Here is a 19403-nt window from a genome sequence, read left to right on the forward strand (position 1 = left end):
GAACCCACCATCGGTGGGCCGTCCCAGCGGTTCGGAGCGTCTAGAGCCCCGTCGCCGCCCTGTCAACCCGGACAATCCAGCGAACCCGCCAAACCACCCAACCGACAGAACAACACCCAAGAGACAAAAACAGTGGACCATCCAGCCAAAGCCGGATCATCCATCCGCTAAATCTCCAAGATGACCGGCAACCCGCTCCGCCAGATCCCGTAAGACCCGCTGGCCGCCGCCGATGAGTGGGGTATACGGACCCCAACACGGCCCGTCAACGGCCAAATGACGATGCGATGCGTTTTTTGCGAACGTTCCGCGACAGGCGTCTCTTAGCGCCTGGGAATGAGCGGAAACGCCGTTCCGCACGCGAAGGTCTATTGGGGGCCTCGCTCCGCAGCGGGACGTCCCTCGACGATACGGCGGCGAAACCAATCCCGCAGCAGGTCACGCTCGTAAGCAAATGTTCCGTTGGCGAGGCGCGAAGCCCTCAGCAGGAAGTTGGGATCGGTCACCGCCTCTTCCCCGGCGGTGATGCGACGACGGCCTTCGGACAAGACGTAGCGAAGACGGAAGCGCGGCGGGGTGATATCGCTGACGACCCGCAAGCCGAACGGAACGTTGGCACTCGGGCGCTCGATACCGGCGAGATCGATATCCAGAATATCGACGGTGAGGGTGCGGCCCGCCGGCAAATCGCGGCCGAACCCCTCGACGATCCGCCGGATCTCACCCAGCGTGACCCGCAGGGACAGGCCAGATCCAAGACGGTTCTCTGCATCGGTGTAACGCTCGGGCTCGACGAAGCGGACGCTCACCTGCGCGGCGGCGGCGTTCGCCGTGAGGCCAAGCGCGAGCGCCGGAAGCAGAAAGCCACCCCGCATCCTCAGAACCCTTTCTTCACCTGAGCCAGGGCGCGGGTCAGTTCCTCGGCAATTTCCTCGCGGTCCGTCGGCGAGGCGTCGCGGGCCACCACCACGTATTCGCGGCGCGACACCAGGGTCAGGGTCTGGAGACCATACTCCTCGTCCTCGACCTTGGTCAGCTTCGTCCACAGGGGGTTGAAGCGCCATTCCCGGCGTTCGCCCCGATGGGTCACGCGCGCCAGCATCACCTCCACGGGGGTGATCATGACCTCCTCGAACGAGTGGCCGCGGCGAAAACTCGCCTTCAGGGCCGCGTAGAGGGCGAGCATGTCGAGGCCGAAGAATCCGGCGACGGGCCAGAATCCCGCCTGGATGCAGACCACGGAGGTCACCACGGATACGAGACCGCACGCGATCATCACGTTGCGAAAGCCGTCCGGGGTCAGGGATTGGTTCGGCCGAATGGTCGCGCGAAAGACCGGCCGGTCCATGCTGTCGGGATCGAGCCCGTCCGGGTGCATCGGGATGTTGCCGCTCGCCATGCGCGCAATATAACGCGGCCATGCGCACCCGACAGCCAATCCCGCCGAAGAAATCGCCTCGAACCGGCTCTTCGGCAAAGCCGATCGTCGCACGTCCCCCTTCCCCCTCACCCGTCGGGGCGGAAGTCCGCGAAGAGATCTTCGCCCGGTTGCGCGCCGCCGATCCCGAACCGAAGGCGGAACTCGTCTATCGCAACGCTTTCACGCTCCTCGTCGCCGTGGTTCTGTCGGCCCAGGCGACGGACAAAAGCGTGAACCTCGCGACCGCGCCGCTCTTCGCCGTCGCGGATACGCCGGAAAAGATGCTTGCGCTGGGCGAGGAGCGGGTCCGCGATTTCATCCGCACCATCGGCTTGTTCAACACCAAGGCGAAGAACGTCATCGCGCTCTCGCGCATTCTCGTCGAGCGGCATGGCGGCGCTGTGCCGGCCTCGCGGGAGGATCTCGAGGTTCTGCCGGGCGTCGGCACGAAGACCGCGAGTGTCGTCCTCAACGTCGCCTTCGGGGTCCCGACCATCGCGGTGGACACCCATATCTTCCGGGTCTCCAACCGCATCCCCCTCTTCGTTGCACCAACCACCGACAAGGTGCAGGCGGGGCTCGAGGCCATCGTGCCAGAGCCCTACCGCCTCAACGCCCATCACTGGCTGATCCTGTTCGGGCGCTACATCTGCAAGGCACGCAAGCCCGATTGCCCGATCTGCCCCATCGCGGACCTGTGCCGGTATCCGATGAAGACCGTCGCTCCCTGACGGTGTAGCGTCTCCCTTCACCGTAGCGGACAAAAGACCGGAGCGCTTCCACGGACGCGGATACCCCCCGACCGGCCACCGCGTTGTGCTGGCAGTTCGGTTCGGGTAGTTTGCGCCACGGTCGTGGAGGCTTTCGACGAACGATGTGTCCCCATGGCCCGGCCGCCTCACGGTCGCCACGCCGCGGATTCCGCATCCTTCGTCCCTAAGGAGTCACGGCTCATGGACTTCCTCAAACCACGGTACACGCCTATGAACCGCCGCCGTCGCATCTACGAGGGCAAGGCGAAGGTCCTCTACGAGGGTCCCGAGCCGGGAACGCTCATCCAGCACTTCAAGGATGATGCGACCGCCTTCAACGCGCAGAAGCATGACGTCATCGACGGCAAAGGCGTGCTGAACAACCGGATTTCCGAGTTCGTCTTCCAGCACCTGAACGACATCGGCGTGCCGACGCACTTCATCCGCCGCCTCAACATGCGCGAGCAGTTGATCCGCGAAGTCGAGATCATTCCCCTCGAAGTGGTGGTGCGCAACGTCGCCGCCGGCTCGCTGGCGACCCGCCTCGGCCTGGAGGAAGGCACGCAGTTGCCGCGCTCGATCATCGAGTTCTACTACAAGAACGACGCCCTCAACGACCCGATGGTGTCTGAAGAGCACATCACGGCGTTCGGCTGGGCGACGCCCCAGGAGATCGACGACATCATGGCGCTGGCGATCCGCGTCAACGACTTCCTGTCGGGCCTCTTCCTCGGCGTCGGCATCCGCCTCGTCGACTTCAAGATCGAGACCGGCCGCCTGTGGGAAGGCGACATGATGCGCATCGTCGTCGCCGACGAGATCTCCCCGGATTCCTGCCGCCTGTGGGACATCAAGTCCTCGGACAAGCTCGACAAGGACCGGTTCCGCAAGGATCTCGGCGGTCTCATCGAGGCCTATACGGAAGTCGCCAAGCGTCTCGGCATCATGTCCGAGAACGAGAAGGTTCAGACCGGCGGCCCGCGCCTGGTCCAGTAACCGTCAGCGCGGCGCGATCGGATCGGCACCCGGCCAACCGGGTCGCAACCGCGCATAGGTACCGAGATCGGGGTCGAACCCCGGGTGATAATGGGGGTCCTGCGCCAGCAGCGGCCCCCATCGCTTTTTGAACGTCGCGACCTCGCGCGCGTGCCGGGTTTGCGCCTCCTCGGTCCAACGGCGACTGGCGGCCTCGTCATGAGTCAGGACAGCGCCGCCGACATAGAAGCTATGGTAACCGGCCGCGTTGAGACGCAGGCACAGATCGACGTCGTTGAAATCCACCGCGAAGGCGGCGGCATCGAACCCGCCCACCGCCGCGAACTTCCGGGATTCAACCACAAGGCAGGCGGCCGTTACGGCGGAGATCCGTCGAGTCGCGAGAAGCCCTGAGAGATAGCCCGGCGCCTCACCGGGGAAGAAGCGGTGCGCGTGGGTGACGAGGCCGCCCGGTCCGAGAATCACGCCGCCATGCTGGATGCGTCCACGCCCGTCGATGAGCCGGGCGCCGACGGCGCCGATCTCGGGTCGCAGGGCCTCGCGCACCATTCGATCGAGCCAAGTCGGGTCGGTGGCGGTCACGTCGTTGTTGATGAAGGCGAGGACGCGGCCCGTCGCCTGCATCGCCGCGCGGTTGTTCATGGCCGCGAAATCGAAGGGCCCCGGACACGGAACGACCCGGGCGATACCCTGCCGCGTGAGTTCGATGAGATACGCCAGGGTTTGCGCGTCGCGACTGTCGTTGTCGCAGATCAGGATTTCCCGGTCCGGCCAATCTGTGCGGTGGATCAGGCTGTCGATGCAGGGTCGCAGGAGATCGAGGCGATCGCGGGTCGGGACGATGAGGCTGACGCGGGGCGGTGGGTCCGGCAGCGGACGCGCGAAGGCGATGACGCCGTCGCGCGCCGGGATCGCCCCGACATCCGATTGCCCTGCCCGTTCAAGATCCTGTCGAACGATCCGCAGGCGGGCGGAAAGGTTGTCTCGCCCCCCCTCCCCTGCCGGAGGCGTGGTCGCACAGCTTTCATCGTCGGCGAACGAGAGCACGGCCGGCAAATGGGCGATGGCCTTCGCGCCGAAAGTCGCCGCCAACCGCAGCAGCGCATCGAAGGCCGGTGCCTGCGGGTCGAGGGCGCCGAGGCCACCTACTGCGTCGAGGGCCGTGCGACGGAAGGCGACGACGGGCCCGATGTAATCCACCGCTCTCAGATAGTCGGGGTCGAACGCCGGGCGCAGGACCGGCAGGAGCGCGTCTCCGGATCGGACGAGGGCATCCCCGTAAAGGGCGAATCGGTCGGGATGCGCGGCGAAGGCGCGCGCGAGGCTGGTCGGGGCTCCGTCCGCGAGAGCATGGCCGGTGGCCGTCAGAACGACGATGGCCACATCCGGACTTAACGGCCGGGCGATCTCGTCCGCCAGCACCACGGTGATGCCGGCCCCCTCGACATCGGCTACGGACGCGCGACGTCGCTCGCCGCCCGGCCATCGCAGGGCATGGTGATCGAGGCCGAAGAGGGCCGCCCCGGCCTGGGCCGCACGAACGCGTTTGCCGGACAGCCGCGCCTTCACGATCGCGACGGCGTCCCCGGGGTGCCGGAGGAGGATCCCGACGGCGTCGCGCAGGCGTGCGCCGAGGGCCGGGCGCGCCGGAACCGGGAACGGCAGGGCGTCTCGGTCCGTCAGCGGACAATCTCCCGCACGGGCAGCACCATCATTCGAGGTCCTCGCCGAAGGTCGTCAGCGAGAGCGCCGGATGAAAATAGGGGTCGTGCCGGATGGTCTCGCGCCAGCGGTCGACGAAGCGGGCGGCCTCGGCCTCGAAGCGGATCCGCGCGGCGCCGAGGGCGGGGCCGCGGCTGGTGGATTCGAGGTGGGCGACGACGGCATGCGGGGTCCACACGGTCTTGAACCCGGCCGCGTTAAGCCGCAGGCAGAGATCGACATCGTTGAAGTCGATGGGGAAGGCTTGCGCGTCGAGGCCCCCCACGGCGTCGTACTTGTGGCGCTCCACGGCCAGACACGCGGCGGTGACGGCCGAGACCTCGTGAGCGACGCGGTTCTGCCCGAGATGCCCCGGCGTGTCGGCCGGGCGACGGCGCAGGATATGACCGGCCCGGCCGCCGAGGCCGACGACGACGCCCGCGTGCTGCAGCGTGCCATCGGCGTAGAGAAGCTTGGCGCCGACGGCACCGACCTCTAGACGGCAAGCCTGCCGGACCATCACGTCGAGCCAATCCTCCCGCAGGACGGCGATGTCGTTGTTGAGGAGCAGGACGACCCGACCGCGGGTCGCCGCGACGCCCGCATTGGTCATGGCGGAGAAGTCGAAAGGTCCCGGCCAATCGAGGATCGCGACGCGCGGGTCGCGGCGCAGCTGCTCATAATACGTCCGCACCGCCGGATCGGTGGAGCCGTTGTCGACGATCACGAGTTCGATGGCCGGATAGGCCGTACGGTCGAGAACGCCTTCGACGGCGGGACGCAGGAGATCGAGGCGATCCCGCGAGGGAATCACGATGCTGACGAGGGGGGCCGGTTCGGGCAGGGGCCACAGCAGGTCGGAACCTGCGGGATAGCGATGCGCCCGCGCGGGCGAACCGGCGACGTCGAGGTGGTGCTCCAGGCGCTCGGCGTGCCGGGCCGTCCGGTCGATATCCGGCCCGCGCAGGAGAACGCGCGGCAGATGCGCAACCTGCGATGCCGTCGCCATTCCGGTGGCGCGCAAGCCGAGATCGATCCGGGCGGCTTCGGGGGTCCCGAGCGAACTATCCATCAACCGCGCGAGGAGGCTGCCGGTATAGAGTGTGAAGCCGGGATATCCCTGGGCCAGGGCGAGATCGGGGCTCCAGTCCGGCTTTAGGCGCGGAAGCGGATAGGCGCCGAGGGTCTCAGCATCGGCATAGACCATCTGCGGGGCATCGGCGCCGCCGAGAACATCCGAAAGGAGCGCAAGGGCGTCCGCCTCCAGGCCCTCGCTGGGGTCGAGAAGCCCGAGGATGGCCGCATCGGGCGCCAGCGTTCGCAACAGTCCGCCGGTCGGCCAATCCCGGTGTGTCACCCGTGAATCCGTGGACGTGGCTTCGCCCCGTCCGTCCACCCAGGCCACGACGGCGTGCCAGCGAGTCGATGTCTGGGCCTCGAGGCTCCGCAGCGTCGTCGCGACAGCCTCCGACTCCGACTGTTTGGCCGGAATCACGAGGTGGATCGGCGGACCGGCCGCCATGGGGGATGCGTTGGCGCGCCGCCGCCGCGTGGCGGCCCATGCTCGGTACCGCGTCCGAGGCGTGGTCGCGCAGGCGCCGCGCAGAATGTCACGGAAGCGCCGCTCGTCGCCCCGGACGGCATTATACAGGGCGGCGAAGGCCCGTATCGGGCGCTTCGCAAAGCACTCGGCGATGAGATCGGCATGGGTCCGCACCCCCACCCGTTCGAGGTCGAAGCCCGTGCGAGGATCGAGGGCGAGGTGGATGTCGGTGCAATCCGGCGGCAGGTAGCCGAGCCAGGACGCCGATCCCAGGGCGGCGCCGGGGAGCGGAAACACGTCGTGGTGCTCCGCCGCCCGCACGAGGCGAATCAGGGGACGGAGCGGTCGTGGGACTGCGCGCTCGCGGTAGGTCAACACCACCCAGCACCCGCGTGGCGCCCCGGCGAGGCTCAGCCGCCAGCCGAAGGCGGAATCGTCGCAGGGTTGGAGGGTGAAGGCCGTCGGGCGGCCGAGCCACGCGAGGCGCGTCATGATGCGCGTGCGTCGGCTCTGGCTCCGCGCCTCCAAGCCGACAGCCTCATTCAGCCGTAGCCGGAACGGCGACGGGGGCCTCGGAGGTGGCCGTGGGTGCGGGGGGCTTGCGACGGGCCGGGGCGTGACGGGGCGCCGCGCCTCCGAGGCGAACCTCGATATCGTAGTTCCCCGTTGAGGCCGCCGGAACCACGAGGTCGTCCTCGATGACGGAGAACAACCCTTGGGCGGCGCCCGGCGGCACGGTGACGGCGACCCGGCGGACACGCGTGACGAGCACGGTGCCGGTGGATTTGAGGGAGATGGTGAGGGGGGCCTCGAACCGGCCCGGCGCCCCCGCCGGACCGAGGAGCACGTGCCCCTCAATGCCCACCTTGACGCGAATCGAGCCGTCCTGAAGCCGGGTGCATTCCCGAGCAAGACGTCCGAGGGTGGTCTGGCTTCGCAGAGCGGTGGCGGTGCCGGTCACGCTCGGCGGATTGCGCAGGGCGGCGCCGCCCTCGGGCACGTCCACCGTCGGACAATAGGGCTCCTCCAGGGGAGCAGTCTGCGACGGCGGAACGCTGGTGCCGCCATACTTGAAGATGTTGGTGAACACGTTGCCATCTTCGGCCCTCGCCGCCTGCGCGGCAAGAATGGCCGGGACCACGATCAGGAGGTGCCGGGCGACCCGGCAGGGATGGTTCGACATGATCCGTTCCCGATTTGCGTCGATGGTTCCCGGTCCGGCCCCACCGCCGGTGGCCTACTTCAGGTTCTCGAAGCCCTGGGTGAACCCCTTCATGGACAGGGGGATGCCGACCCCCTCCTCCGGTGTCTGGAACACGATGAAGGTTGCCTGAGCGCCGCTGCTGAACTGCTTGATCAGACCTTCATCCATCACCACCTCGGCGACGCAGCCCGTGGTGAGGCACCGCACGAAGCCGGCGCGCCCGACATCGGTCTTGTCGATCTTTAGGCCGAGGCCGGAGGGCAGGAGAATCCCGAGCGGCGCCACCACCCGCAGGAGATAGCCGCGGTTGTCGGCGGTCTTCAACACGATCACCACGAGGGTGAGGTTCGGGCGATCCTCGGCGGCGAGATACTGCACCAGGGCGCATTGCTCCGCCTTGGCTCCGGCCGGCGTCTCGCACCGCAGCTGCCAGTCGCCGAACGTGTTGCGAACCATGCCCTGGGCGGCGGCCGGAGACGCCAGGCCCGCCGTCATCAGAAGGCCCGCCAGGCCGAGGCCGGACCAGCGGGCGACGCGGTGGCCGTCACGCCGCAGCATTGCTCGAAACCCCACGCGGCAAACCCCTTGCGGCCGCGCGAGCGCGGCGAAAACCCGGGGGCTTGGGACCATGCGAGAGCCGCATCTGTCAAGCGATGCGCCGCCTTCCCCGGGGCGACAGGCTTGTGACACGTGCGGCCGATCGAGAGCCGCGCCCCGGAAACACGAACGGGCGACGCCATCGGCGCCGCCCGTTCGTGTCGACTTCGTGTATCCGCCCGAGGGCGGATCACGAAGCGTCCGTCACTTCTTGCCGAAGGACAGGGCGCCGAAGCGGGAGTTGAAGCGCGAGACGCGGCCGCCGCGATCGAGCATCTTCTGCTCGCCGCCGGTCCAGGCCGGATGCGTGTTGGGGTCGATGTCGAGGTTGAGGGTGTCCCCCTCCTTGCCGTAGGTCGACCGGGTCATGTAGTCGGACCCGTCGGTCATCACGACCTTGATGAAGTGATAGTCGGGATGCTCGGTACCCTTGGCCTTGTCGGCCGCACTCTTTGCCATGACGAATCCTTGAAGTGCCACGCCGACCGGCTCGTCTGGCGGCCCGCGGCCATAGATCACGCGCAATCGGATGAAGGCGCGCCTATACCCCAGGCGTCGGCTCTGGACAAGCGCGCCGCTGCGGGCAATCGCGGGTTCGTCGAATTCCAGTTTCTCGAGACCGATGTCCCCGACCCGGACATCCACAACACCGACGAGGCATGATGGCACGCGGTTCGAAGAAGAAGGCGCCCGCCGAGGGACGACCGAAGGCGCCACTCGGCTCCCTGCGCCCCCTGATCCCGTTCGCCGCCGTCTATCGCGGGCGGATCCTCGCGGCCTTCCTGTCCCTCCTGATGGCGTCGCTGGCTACCCTGGTGGTGCCCATGGCCCTGCGCCGGGTCATCGACCACGGCTTCTCGCCGGAGGGCCAGAGCGTCATCAACGCCTATTTCGGTGGCCTCATCGGCGTCGTCGCCGTCCTCGCCCTATCGAGTGCGGCCCGCTATTACACGGTGGTGACGCTGGGTGAGCGCGTGGTCGCGGACCTGCGCACGGCAGTATTCCGGCGCCTCACCGAACTCGACCCCGCCTTCTTCGACCGGTCGCTGTCGGGCGAGATCATCTCCCGGCTGACGGCCGATGCCACGCAGGTGAAGGCGGTGTTCGGGGTGAGCATCTCCATCCTGCTGCGCAACGCCTTCCTGTTCACCGGAGCCATCACCATGATGGTGATCACAAGCCCTAAGCTCTCGATCCTCGTCCTCGTGGCGATTCCCCTCATCGTGTTTCCGCTGATCCTGTCGGGACGCGGCGTGCGCCGGCGCTCCCGCGCGGCGCAGGACCGCCTCGCCGAAGCGTCCGCCTACGCCGCGGAAGCCGTGGGCGCGATCCGCACGATGCAGGCCTTCGGCATGGGCCGCACCACGGCGGCCCGCTTCGGCGAGGCGTCGGAGAACGCCTACGCGGCGGCCCGCGATTCGATTCGCGCCCGGGCGCTGCTGACCGGTGTCGCCATCTTCCTCATCTCGGCGAGCGTCGTCGGGGTGATGTGGTACGGCGCGCAAGGCGTCCTCGCCGGCACCATGACGGCAGGGCAGCTGTCGCAGTTCGTGCTCTACGCCGTGTTCGGCGCGAGCGCGCTCGGTCAGCTCTCGGAGGTCTACGGCGAACTCGCGCAGGCGGCGGGCGCCGCCGAACGCCTCGGCGAGATCCTTGCGGCGAAGCCCGCGATCCAGGCACCCGCCGACCCCGTCGCCCTCCCCGCGCCGCCGCGCGGCGAGGTGGCGTTCGAGGCCGTGCGCTTCCACTATGCGACGCGGCCCGACCACCCCTCCCTCGACGGCATCAGCTTCACCATCGCACCGGGCGAACGCGTGGCGCTCGTCGGCCCCTCGGGGGCGGGCAAGACCACGGTGCTACAACTGCTCCTGCGGTTCTACGATCCCCAGAGCGGCACCATCCGGGTCGACGGCACCGACATCAGCCGCGCCGATCCCGATGCCCTGCGCGAACGCCTGTCCCTGGTGCCGCAGGACCCGGCGGTGTTCTCCGGCTCGGTCCTGGAGAACATCCGGTACGGCCGGCCGGAGGCGACGGAGGCGCAGGTTCAGCGCGCCGCCGAACTGGCGCATGCGGACGGGTTCATCCGCGCCCTGCCCCAGGGCTACGCCACCACGGTGGGCGAACGCGGCGTCACCCTGTCGGGCGGCCAGCGCCAGCGCGTCGCCATCGCCCGCGCCATCCTGAAGGATGCACCGATCCTGCTCCTCGACGAGGCCACCTCGGCCCTCGACGCCGAGAGCGAGCGCGCGGTCCAGACCGCCCTCGACACCCTCATGCGAGGTCGCACCACCCTCGTCATCGCCCACCGCCTCGCCACCATCCGGGCGGCCGACCGCATTCTCGTCCTCGACGGCGGCCGGATCGTCGAATCCGGCACCCACGACAGCCTGCTGGCGCACGGCGCGCTCTATGCCCAGCTCGCCGCGCTCCAGTTCACGGACGCCTACGAGGAGGCGTCCCGCCGCGAGGCGCATCCGCAGCGCGAAGCCCTGCCGGCGGAGTAGGATTCGCCATGGATCTGTCGCGCTTCCCGCGCCTGCCCCTCCTCGACCTGCCGAGCCCCATCGAGTCCCTGGACGGGCTTGCCCGGCACCTCGGCGCGGATCTCAACGGGGTCCGGCTGTTCGTGAAGCGGGACGACCTCGCCCGGTTCGGGCTCGGCGGCAACAAGCTGCGCAAGCTCGAATTTCTCCTCGGGGCGGCCCGCGCCGAAGGGGCCGACACGGTGATCACGGTCGGGGCGATCCAATCGAACCACGCGCGCCTCACGGCCGCCGCCGCCGCCCGGTCGGGGTTCGCCTGCGAACTCTTCCTCACCCGCAGCGTACCGCGCTCCGAGGAGGCCTATGCCCGCAACGGCAACCGCCTCCTCGACGACGTCTTCGGTGCGACAGTCCACGAACTGCCGGCAGAGGCCGATTCCCTCGCCCTGGCCGAGGCGCGGGCCGAGGCACTGCGAGCCATCGGGCGGCGGGTCTACGTGTTTCCGTCGGGCGGTTCGAGTCCGGTCGGCTGTCTCGGCTACGCAGCGTGCGCGGGCGAAATCTTTGCCCAGACCGAAGCCATAGGGCTCGCTCTCGCGCAGATCGTCGTTCCCAACGGCAGCTGCGGCACCCATGCGGGCCTCGCGGCCGGCCTGAAGGCCTCGGGACACGATCCGCGCCTCGCCAAGTCCTACGCCGTGCTGGAGACGGAGGAGCGGGCGCGCGCGATCACCCTCGACAAGGCCAAGGCTACCCTTGCGCTGCTGTCGGCCGACCTGTCGCTGACGGCCGACGACATCCATATCGACGGCGCGCATCGCGGGCCGGGCTACGGCATCCCCACCGACGGCATGCTCGAGGCGGTACGCCTCCTCGCCCGGACCGAGGGGCTGCTCCTCGACCCGGTCTACAGCGGCAAGGCTTTCGCCGGCCTGTTGCACGACATCCGCGCCGGACTTTATCCGGCCGGCACGGCCGTGCTGTTCGTGATGACCGGTGGCGTGCCGGGCCTGTTCGCGTATCCGGACGTCATGGCCGGGTGATCCCGACGCCTTATCGCTCCGTGAGTTTCATCTCGATCCGGCGGTTGCGCGCATAGGCCTCCTCGCTCGTCCCCGCATCGAGGGGCTGGAATTCGCCGAAGGCACCGGCCAGCAGGCGCTGGGGCGGGATGCCCTTGGCGACCATGGCCTGTACCACCGCGATGGCGCGGGCCGCCGAGAGCGACCAGTTCGAGGGGAATTGCGAGCTGGCGATGGGCCGGACATCCGTGTGGCCGTCGACGCGCAGCACCCACGGAATGTCGGCGGGGATCTGTCGCGACAGGTCGAGGATCGCCCCGGCGATCCGGTCGAGCTCCGGCATGGCTTCCGGCTTCAGGGTGGCGGACCCGGCCGGGAACAGCACCTCGGACTGCAGCACGAAGCGGTCTCCGACCACGCGGATATCCGTGCGGGTGCCGAGGATCTGGCGCAGGCGGCCGAAGAAGTCCGAGCGGTAGCGCGCCAGTTCCTGCACTTTCTGGGCGAGGGCCACGTTGAGGCGGCTCCCGAGGTCGGCGATGCGGGCCTGGCTCTCCTTGTCGCGGTTCTCCGAGGCCGCCAGGGCATCCTCCAGGGCGGCGAGTTGCCGGCGCATGGCGGCGATCTGCTCGTTCAGAAGCTCGATCTGCGTCGCCGCGCGGGCCGAGCCCGCCCGTTCGGCCGCGAGTTGCCGGTCGACATCCTCCTGGCGGCCGGCCGTACCCTGGTTCGATTCGGCCTGAAGCTTGAAGCGGTCGCGCTCGGCCTCCGCCCCCAGCAGGGTGTTGCGCAGGGACGAGGCCGTCGCCTCCTGGGTCTTGCGGGTCGACCGCTCGAGGGCGAGGAGATCGGTAAGGTCGGCGATCTGGCGGTTGAGGCGGGTGAGCACCGAATCGCGGCCGGTGATCTCCTGCGACAGGAAGAACTGGCCCACCACGAAGATGGTGAGCAGGAAGACGACGGCCAGCAGCAGGGTCGCCAGGGCATCGACGTAACCCGGCCAGACGTTGAGGGAACGGTCGCGCCGGGTGCGCAGCGAAGCCATCTCAGACGCGCTCGCGACCGAGCCGGTCGAGCACCTGCTTCAGCTCACGCTCCCGCGTCGCCTGCGCCTCGACCCAATCCCGGATCATCTGCTGCTCGGCCCGCATGTGCTGGACGAGGCCCTGAATGCCCTCGGCCAGATTCGTCATGGCCTGCGTCGCCACGCGGCCATTGGCGCCCTCGGCCACGACGGCGGTGAGGCGGTCCACCGCCTCCTGCAGGGCGCGGGCGGAAGCGGGCTCCTGGGCCTTCGCGGGGGCCGCCGCGACGGCCTCGCCGGACATCAGCCAATCCTCGAGTTCGTTGTGGAAGCGGGCATGGGCCTGGCCGGCCTGGAGGTCGAGGAAGCCCGTGACGAGGGAGCTCGCGAGGCCGAACAGCGAGGCCGAGAAAGCGAGGCCGATGCCCGACAGGGGGACGGCGAGGCCGTTCTTCAGCTCGTCGAACATCGCCGCCGCCTCGCCGCCGCCCCGCATGGTCCTGATGACCGAGCCGACGGCGCTCAGGGTGTCGATCAGGCCCCAGAACGTGCCGAGGAGGCCCAGCAGAATGAGGAGGCCCGAGACGTAGCGAAGGATCTCGCGGCCCTCGTCGAGGCGAGCCGCCACCGTATCGAGGAACGCGCGGGTGCCCGGCAGGGTCGTTCCCTCGCGCCGGGCGAGGAGCGCCGGAACGAGGGGCGCCATGAGGGACGGCGGTTTCGCGGGCGCCTCGCCGGCCGCGACGGCGTTGACGTAGGCCACCTCGCGGTAGAGCCGCACCACCTGCCCGAAGGCGAGCAGCACGGCGATGAGCAGCACGCCGAGAATCAGGCCGTTGAGCCCCGGATTGGCGAGGAAGGCCGGGGTGATCTGCCGGAACAGGACGAAGGCGAGGAAGCCCACGAGAGCGAGGAACACCACCATCCGCACGAGGTAGATGCCGGGCCGGGCGAGGGTCGCAGGTGGGGTCGCCATCGGCTAGGGCACTCTTCCAACGCAACGATCGGGATCGGCCGCTCCAAGACGCAGGCCTCGGAACGATCTCGACCGCACAGTGGCCGGAGCCTTGCCCACGATCAAGCCGCCTACGCGGTCATCCCCGTGGAAGCCGGGCTAATCCCAGCCGCGCGGCCAGGTTTCCTCCAGATGCGGCCCGAGGCGCACGGGCCAGACGCCCGTGGCGAGCCCGGTGCGGTCGTCGGTCTCGACGGCGAGGCCACACAACGTCCCCTCCCCGTGCGCGGATTCGAGGCGCGCGCCCGGCGTCTTCTGGAGGAAGCGGCGCAGGGGCTCGTCCTTCTGCATGCCGAGAATCGAGTCGTAGTCGCCGCACATGCCCGCATCCGACAGGTAGGCGGTGCCACCGGGCAGGATGCGATGGTCGGCCGTCGGGGTATGGGTGTGGGTGCCGACCACGAGGCTGGCTCGGCCGTCGAGGAAATACCCGAAGGCCTGCTTCTCGCTCGTTGCCTCGGCGTGAACGTCGACGATGACCGCATCGGCGACCTCGCCGAGGGGACAGGCCGTCAGCTCGCGTTCTGCGGCGGCGAACGGATCGTCGAGGGCATCCATGTAGATGCGGCCCATGACGTTGAGGACGAGGACACGGGCGCCCTTCTCCGTCTCGACCACGGTGGCGCCGCGCCCCGGCGTGCCGGGCGGATAGTTCGCCGGGCGCACGAGGCGCGATTGCCGTGCGATGAAGACGAGGGCCTCGCGCTGGTCGAACGAGTGATTGCCGAGGGTCACGGCGTCGGCGCCGGCCTGGATGAGCTCGTCGCAGATGGCCTCCGTGAGGCCGAAGCCCCCGGCGGCGTTCTCGCCGTTGATCACCACGCAATCGAGGCGCCAGCGCTCGCGGAGCTGGGGCAGGCGGTCCGTGATCACGTGGCGGCCGGGCCGGCCGACGACATCGCCGAGAAAGAGAAGACGCATCGCGGGTTCGTCAGGCTCGTGTCAGCGAGACCGGGCCCGCTTCGGTGATGAGAAGGTCGAGGGGCTGGTCGTGTGCCTCCGCCGGAACCTCGGCCACGGCCTGGACGGAGAAGGCGATGCCGATGGTGAGCACGGGACCGTTGCGCGACAGCCGCTCGATGGCCTGGTCGTAGTAGCCGCGCCCGTAGCCGATGCGGTGGCCCCGCGCATCGTAGGCGGCGAGGGGCACGATGAGGGCGGTCGGGTCGAGGGGCGGCAGGCTGTCGTCCGGCTCGCTCAGGCCGAAGCCGCCGCGCACCAGGGCTTCGCCCGCCCGCCACTCACGGAACACGAGGCCGTCCGGCGTCACCTTCGGCAGGGCGACGCGCTGGCCGCGCGTGAAGAGGCGCTCGATGAGCGGTCGCGGATCGACCTCGCTGCGGATCGGCCAGAAGGCGCCGACGATGGGCGCATCCGCCAACGCCGCGATCGCCATCACCGCGTCGGCGATGGCGAGGGCGCCCGCCTGCCGCGCCTGCGGATCGAGGGCGTCGCGCCGCCCGAGGGCGGCTTCGCGCAGGGAGGCTTTCAGGGAAGCGGAGGAGTGAGGGTGCGGAGCCACGTGAGCCGTTGGAGTGTCGATCCCGGGAAACCTACAGTGTAGGTGGGCGCCGTGTTGGCCGAGTCCAGGGACAGGGCCAGGGACAGCTCCCTGGGGAGTCGATAAGGCCCCGGGGAAAGTTCTCCTGACGAACGCGGCAGCCCCGCCTATCCTATGTAGCGACGGCCCGGGGCCGGCGCCAGGGGGAATACGCGGCTCACCCCGCCGAAAGCGATTTCGTCAGCATCTCGATACGCTCGGCGCACCGGCTGAGGGCGGCGGCGGTCTGCGCTTGCTCGTCGGCGCGCCGCGCGTCGGCGGACTCCACCTGCTCACGCAGGGCCGCGGTCTCGGCCTCGAGGGCGGCAAGGCGGCGATTCGTCTCTTCGAGTTCGTCGGCCTGCATCAACGCCGCCATGACGTGCAGGCGCATGTCGCCGATCTCGCCGAACGACTGCCGCATCCCGACGATGCGCGCGTCGAGGCCGCTCGCCAGGGCGGTCAGGTGGGGCTCGTCGCCGGCGGCGCAGGCCATGCGATAGGTCTTGCCGTCGATGGTGACGTTGATCTGGGGCATCGTGTCTTCGAGGAAGAGGCTTGGTCGGACAGGCTAACGCAGGCCGTCCGAGGGAACCAGCGCCCCCTCCACGGCAGCGATGGCGCGTCCGAGCCGGTGTCCGACGTCGTCGGAGGCCGCCTCCACCGTCGCGAGGCGCGCGCTGGCGGCATCGAGTTCGGCGGCGAGGCGCGCCCGGTCCTCGCCCATGATAGCGAGTTCGGTCTCGAGGTCGCTCGGGTCGCGCTCGGCCTCGAATCTCTGCCCCACGGCCACTTCGAGGCGGGTCAGGGCCGTCGTGAGCTGCAGGAGGGCATCGTCGATGGCCGTGCTCACAAGAATTGCCTCCCTCGCCCGTGCCGGACAGTCAATCAGGCTCTCGATATCATAAGGCGGCCCGACGGACATCGGCGCAGATCGACGGATGAGCCACGACGATCCCATCGAAAACCGTGCCTTTCGGCGAGGACGAACAACAGTATGAGGCGGAAGACTCCATTCGGTGTGACCTTTGCCAGGCCAAGCCCGCATGCTAGAGACCGGCCGCCCGCCAATCGGATCTCGCATTCCGTGACACGTTCAGGCTCCTCGCGCGCATCCTCCGATTCCCGGACGATCCCGAGTGGCCGGATGACGACCGCAATTCATCGCGCGTTCAACCTGGATTCGCGCAGTGCGGGCGATAGATCGAGGCCTGCTGCCCCGATCTCCATGCTGGAGGACGCCGCCGGGTCGGTGTCCGTTTAAGGGAAGGGTTCACGCCGTGTCGGTGAAAGTCGCCATCAACGGGTTCGGACGTATCGGCCGCAACGTGCTGCGCGCCATCCACGAGGCCGGCCGCAAGGACATCGAGGTGGTGGCCATCAACGATCTCGGCCCCGTCGAGACGAACGCCCACCTCCTGCGCTTCGATTCGATCCATGGCCGGTTCAACGCCAAGGTCGAGGTCGACGGCGAGTTCATCGTGGTCGACGGGCAGCGCATCCGCGTCACCGCCGTGCGCAATCCCGCCGAGCTGCCGCACCGCGAGCTCGGCGTCGACATCGCCTTGGAATGCACCGGCATCTTCACCTCGAAGGACAAGGCCAAGGCCCACCTCGACGCCGGCGCCAAGCGCGTCATCGTGTCGGCGCCCGCCGACGGAGCCGACCTCACCGTGGTCTACGGCATCAACCACCAGGCGCTCACCGCCGACCACCTCGTGATCTCCAACGCCTCGTGCACCACGAACTGCCTCGTGCCGGTCGCCAAGGTGCTCAACGATCTGATCGGGATCGAGCGCGGCTTCATGACCACGATCCACTCCTACACCAACGACCAGCCCTCGCTGGACCAGATGCACAAGGACCTCTATCGGGCCCGCGCCGCCGCCCTGTCGATGATCCCGACCTCCACGGGCGCCGCCAAGGCCGTCGGCCTCGTGCTGCCGGAACTGAAGGGCAAGCTCGACGGCACCTCGATCCGCGTGCCCACCCCCAACGTCTCGGCCGTCGACCTCGTGTTCACCGCCAAGCGCGCCACCACCGTAGACGAGATCAACGGCGCCATCCGGGCCGCCGCCGATGGCCCCCTCAAGGGCGTGCTCGGCTACACGGATCAGCCCAACGTCTCCATCGACTTCAACCACGATCCGCACTCGTCGACCTTCCACCTCGACCAGACCAAAGTGATGGACGGCACGTTCGTGCGTATCCTCGCCTGGTACGACAACGAGTGGGGCTTCTCGAACCGCATGGCCGACACGGCCGTCGCCTTGGGCAAACTGCTCTGAGCCGTCACGTCTGACGGATCGTCCACTTCCAGAAACCCGATAGTGTGCCCGAGATGACAGAGACCTCCCCCACCGGACGCGACTTCATCCCCGGCACGCCCCAGACGGGAACGGCGGTGGCTTCGGCCCAGACCCCGCCGCCCCCGACGGTCGTCGGCAAGGCCGAGACCGTGCACACACCGGCTCCGGGCGGCGACCAGCTCGCCCGGATCGAGGACAAGTGCGCGCGCATCGAGGACAAGTACGCCCGCTCCGAGGCGCTGCTCTCGCGCGTTGAGGAGAAGATCGAGGGGGCGGCCGCCCGCATGAACGAGGCCGCGCGCCAGACCGACCTCTCGGCCCTGCGCAGCGAAGTCCGCGCCATCGCCGACCGGACCCGCGGCCTGCCGGGTTCCGGCGCCCTGGTGCTGACGGCCGTCATCACCGCCGTGCTCACGGTGGCGCTGACCATCGCGGCCCAGCGCTTCCACCTCGACACCCTGATTCCGCCGCGCTGAGCCGCCCCCGAGCCTCCAGCGCCTTCCAAGTCCCCGGCCCACGCCAAGGCGCCAACCCATTCCGAGACGTCAGGCCCCGATGACCGCTTTCCGTACCCTCGACGATGCCGGCGCCCTCAACGGCAAGCGCGTGCTCCTGCGCGTGGACGTCAACGTGCCCATGGAAGCCGGCCGCGTGACGGATGCGACCCGCATCGCGCGCATCGTGCCGACCATCCGGGAGATCGCCGACAAGGGCGGACGGGTGGTGCTGCTCGCCCATTTCGGCCGTCCCAAGGGTAAGCCGGTGGCGAGCGAATCCCTGAAGCCCGTGGTGGCCGCCATCGCCGAGCATCTCGGCCGCCCGGTGGCCTTCGCCGAGGATTGCGTCGGCCCCGCCGCCGAAGCGGCCGTGGCCGCCCTCAAGGACGGCGACGTCCTCCTCCTGGAAAACACCCGCTTTCATCCCGGCGAAGAGAAGAACGACCCGGCCTTCACCCGCGATCTTGCCGCCAACGGCGATCTCTTCGTCAACGAAGCCTTCTCGGCCGCGCACCGGGCCCACGCCTCCACCGAGGGTCTCGCCCACGTGCTGCCGGCCTATGCCGGCCGGCTGATGCAGGCCGAACTCGATGCCCTGACCAAGGGTCTGGAAGCGCCCGCGCGCCCCGTGATCGCCCTGGTCGGCGGCGCCAAGGTGTCTTCGAAAATCGACCTGCTGCAGAACCTCGTCGCCAAGGTCGACATGCTCGTCATCGGCGGCGGCATGGCCAACACCTTCCTGCACGCGCAGGGACTCGGGGTCGGTAAGTCCCTCTGCGAGAAGGATCTCGCTGAGACGGCCCTGCGCATCGTCGCGGCGGCGAAAGCCGCCAACTGCCGGATCATCCTGCCCGTGGACGCCGTCGTCGCCACGGAGTTCAAGGCGAATGCGGCCCACGAGACCGTGTCAGTCGCGGCCGTGCCCGACACAGGTATGATCCTCGATGCCGGCCCCGCCACGGTGGCCGAGATCAACGCTGCCATCGACACGGCGGCGACCCTGGTGTGGAACGGCCCCCTCGGCGCCTTCGAACTCACCCCCTTCGACGCAGCGACAGTGGCGGCGGCCCGCCACGCGGCCGAGCGGACGGCGTCCGGCAAGCTGGTCTCCGTCGCGGGCGGCGGCGATACCGTGGCGGCCCTCAACCATGCCGGCGTGGCCGAGACGTTCTCGTACGTCTCCACCGCCGGCGGTGCCTTCCTCGAATGGCTGGAAGGCAAGGAACTGCCCGGCGTCGAGGCCCTGCGCGCCAAGGCCTGACACCTTTTCTACGGCACTCAATCGACCCGCGACGCC

At 69.0% G+C, this 19403-nt stretch carries 21 protein-coding genes and 1 other RNA gene; 8 read left to right on the forward strand and 14 right to left on the reverse strand.

The window, feature by feature from the left end; translation table 11 throughout:
• Positions 1-368: 368 nt before the first annotated feature.
• Together MFF01_RS15800 and MFF01_RS15805 are read right to left on the reverse strand one after the other, a co-directional pair.
• A complete protein-coding gene (locus MFF01_RS15800) occupies positions 369-875 on the reverse strand; it encodes a DUF3016 domain-containing protein (protein WP_238226939.1) in 507 nt (168 codons plus the stop codon).
• A gap of 2 nt (positions 876-877) precedes the next feature.
• Entirely contained in the window at positions 878-1399 is a 522-nt protein-coding gene (locus MFF01_RS15805) for a DUF2244 domain-containing protein (RefSeq protein WP_238226941.1), read from the reverse strand.
• Between the two features lie 20 nt (positions 1400-1419).
• On the opposite strand from MFF01_RS15805, the gene nth reads away from it, so the two are divergent.
• Together nth and purC are read left to right on the forward strand one after the other, a co-directional pair.
• Positions 1420-2151, forward strand: coding sequence for an endonuclease III (nth, locus tag MFF01_RS15810; RefSeq protein ID WP_238226942.1), 732 nt, complete (start codon positions 1420-1422; stop codon positions 2149-2151).
• A gap of 222 nt (positions 2152-2373) precedes the next feature.
• Complete coding sequence (gene purC / locus MFF01_RS15815; protein ID WP_055955211.1) at positions 2374-3168, forward strand: phosphoribosylaminoimidazolesuccinocarboxamide synthase; 795 nt, start codon at positions 2374-2376, stop codon at positions 3166-3168.
• A gap of 3 nt (positions 3169-3171) precedes the next feature.
• Here purC and MFF01_RS15820 read toward each other — a convergent pair whose 3' ends face one another.
• From MFF01_RS15820 to rpmE, 5 genes are all read right to left on the reverse strand, one after another.
• On the reverse strand, positions 3172-4851 hold the full coding sequence (locus tag MFF01_RS15820; RefSeq protein WP_373319777.1) for a glycosyltransferase family 2 protein: 1680 nt from the start codon (positions 4849-4851) through the stop codon (positions 3172-3174).
• 28 nt (positions 4852-4879) lie between these two features.
• A complete protein-coding gene (locus MFF01_RS15825; RefSeq protein WP_238226943.1) occupies positions 4880-6904 on the reverse strand; it encodes a glycosyltransferase family 2 protein in 2025 nt (674 codons plus the stop codon).
• 46 nt (positions 6905-6950) lie between these two features.
• A complete protein-coding gene (locus tag MFF01_RS15830; RefSeq protein ID WP_238226944.1) occupies positions 6951-7595 on the reverse strand; it encodes a hypothetical protein in 645 nt (214 codons plus the stop codon).
• Positions 7596-7649: 54 nt separating this feature from the next.
• On the reverse strand, positions 7650-8111 hold the full coding sequence (locus MFF01_RS15835) for an invasion associated locus B family protein (RefSeq protein ID WP_238226984.1): 462 nt from the start codon (positions 8109-8111) through the stop codon (positions 7650-7652).
• 306 nt (positions 8112-8417) lie between these two features.
• The gene (rpmE, locus tag MFF01_RS15840; RefSeq protein WP_018045309.1) at positions 8418-8672 is read right to left on the reverse strand and encodes a 50S ribosomal protein L31; all 255 of its coding nucleotides are present in this window, start codon (positions 8670-8672) and stop codon (positions 8418-8420) included.
• 9 nt (positions 8673-8681) lie between these two features.
• Between rpmE and MFF01_RS15845 the strand changes: the two genes are divergently transcribed.
• From MFF01_RS15845 to MFF01_RS15855, 3 genes are read left to right on the forward strand one after another with little or no spacing between them, the layout of a single operon-like run.
• Positions 8682-8876 carry a hypothetical protein gene (locus MFF01_RS15845; RefSeq protein ID WP_238226945.1) on the forward strand — a complete coding sequence of 65 codons (195 nt, stop codon included), beginning with the start codon at positions 8682-8684 and terminating at the stop codon, positions 8874-8876.
• Positions 8876-10720 carry an ABC transporter transmembrane domain-containing protein gene (locus MFF01_RS15850; RefSeq protein ID WP_238226986.1) on the forward strand — a complete coding sequence of 615 codons (1845 nt, stop codon included), beginning with the start codon at positions 8876-8878 and terminating at the stop codon, positions 10718-10720. Before MFF01_RS15845 ends, MFF01_RS15850 begins: the two co-directional genes overlap by 1 nt.
• An 8-nt stretch (positions 10721-10728) precedes the next feature.
• Positions 10729-11742: a D-cysteine desulfhydrase family protein gene (locus MFF01_RS15855; RefSeq protein WP_238226946.1), complete on the forward strand. Its 1014-nt coding sequence runs from the start codon at positions 10729-10731 to the stop codon at positions 11740-11742.
• 10 nt (positions 11743-11752) lie between these two features.
• Here the strand turns inward: MFF01_RS15855 and MFF01_RS15860 are convergent, their stop codons facing one another.
• The 7 genes from MFF01_RS15860 to MFF01_RS15890 form a co-directional block, all read right to left on the reverse strand.
• Positions 11753-12766, reverse strand: coding sequence for a peptidoglycan -binding protein (locus MFF01_RS15860; RefSeq protein ID WP_238226947.1), 1014 nt, complete (start codon positions 12764-12766; stop codon positions 11753-11755).
• Between the two features lies 1 nt (position 12767).
• Positions 12768-13721 carry a MotA/TolQ/ExbB proton channel family protein gene (locus tag MFF01_RS15865; RefSeq protein WP_238226948.1) on the reverse strand — a complete coding sequence of 318 codons (954 nt, stop codon included), beginning with the start codon at positions 13719-13721 and terminating at the stop codon, positions 12768-12770.
• A gap of 138 nt (positions 13722-13859) precedes the next feature.
• Positions 13860-14681: a TIGR00282 family metallophosphoesterase gene (locus MFF01_RS15870; protein WP_238226950.1), complete on the reverse strand. Its 822-nt coding sequence runs from the start codon at positions 14679-14681 to the stop codon at positions 13860-13862.
• A 10-nt stretch (positions 14682-14691) separates the two neighbouring features.
• Positions 14692-15282, reverse strand: coding sequence for a 5-formyltetrahydrofolate cyclo-ligase (locus MFF01_RS15875; RefSeq protein WP_238226952.1), 591 nt, complete (start codon positions 15280-15282; stop codon positions 14692-14694).
• Positions 15272-15428, reverse strand: a non-coding RNA gene (gene ssrS, locus MFF01_RS15880) — 6S RNA. Before ssrS ends, MFF01_RS15875 begins: the two co-directional genes overlap by 11 nt.
• 50 nt (positions 15429-15478) lie before the next feature.
• On the reverse strand, positions 15479-15838 hold the full coding sequence (locus tag MFF01_RS15885) for a cell division protein ZapA (protein WP_238226953.1): 360 nt from the start codon (positions 15836-15838) through the stop codon (positions 15479-15481).
• A gap of 33 nt (positions 15839-15871) precedes the next feature.
• The gene (locus tag MFF01_RS15890; RefSeq protein WP_238226955.1) at positions 15872-16153 is read right to left on the reverse strand and encodes a DUF4164 domain-containing protein; all 282 of its coding nucleotides are present in this window, start codon (positions 16151-16153) and stop codon (positions 15872-15874) included.
• A 427-nt stretch (positions 16154-16580) separates the two neighbouring features.
• On the opposite strand from MFF01_RS15890, the gene gap reads away from it, so the two are divergent.
• The 3 genes from gap (at position 16581) to MFF01_RS15905 (ending at position 19367) form a co-directional block, all read left to right on the forward strand.
• Positions 16581-17588, forward strand: a complete 1008-nt coding sequence (gene gap / locus MFF01_RS15895) for a type I glyceraldehyde-3-phosphate dehydrogenase (protein ID WP_238226956.1) — start codon at positions 16581-16583, stop codon at positions 17586-17588.
• A 53-nt stretch (positions 17589-17641) separates the two neighbouring features.
• The gene (locus MFF01_RS15900; RefSeq protein ID WP_238226957.1) at positions 17642-18085 is read left to right on the forward strand and encodes a hypothetical protein; all 444 of its coding nucleotides are present in this window, start codon (positions 17642-17644) and stop codon (positions 18083-18085) included.
• A gap of 79 nt (positions 18086-18164) precedes the next feature.
• Complete coding sequence (locus tag MFF01_RS15905) at positions 18165-19367, forward strand: phosphoglycerate kinase (RefSeq protein WP_238226958.1); 1203 nt, start codon at positions 18165-18167, stop codon at positions 19365-19367.
• Positions 19368-19403 lie beyond the last annotated feature (36 nt).

The sequence above is a fragment of the Methylobacterium adhaesivum genome, from assembly GCF_022179065.1.
GTDB lineage: Bacteria > Pseudomonadota > Alphaproteobacteria > Rhizobiales > Beijerinckiaceae > Methylobacterium > Methylobacterium adhaesivum.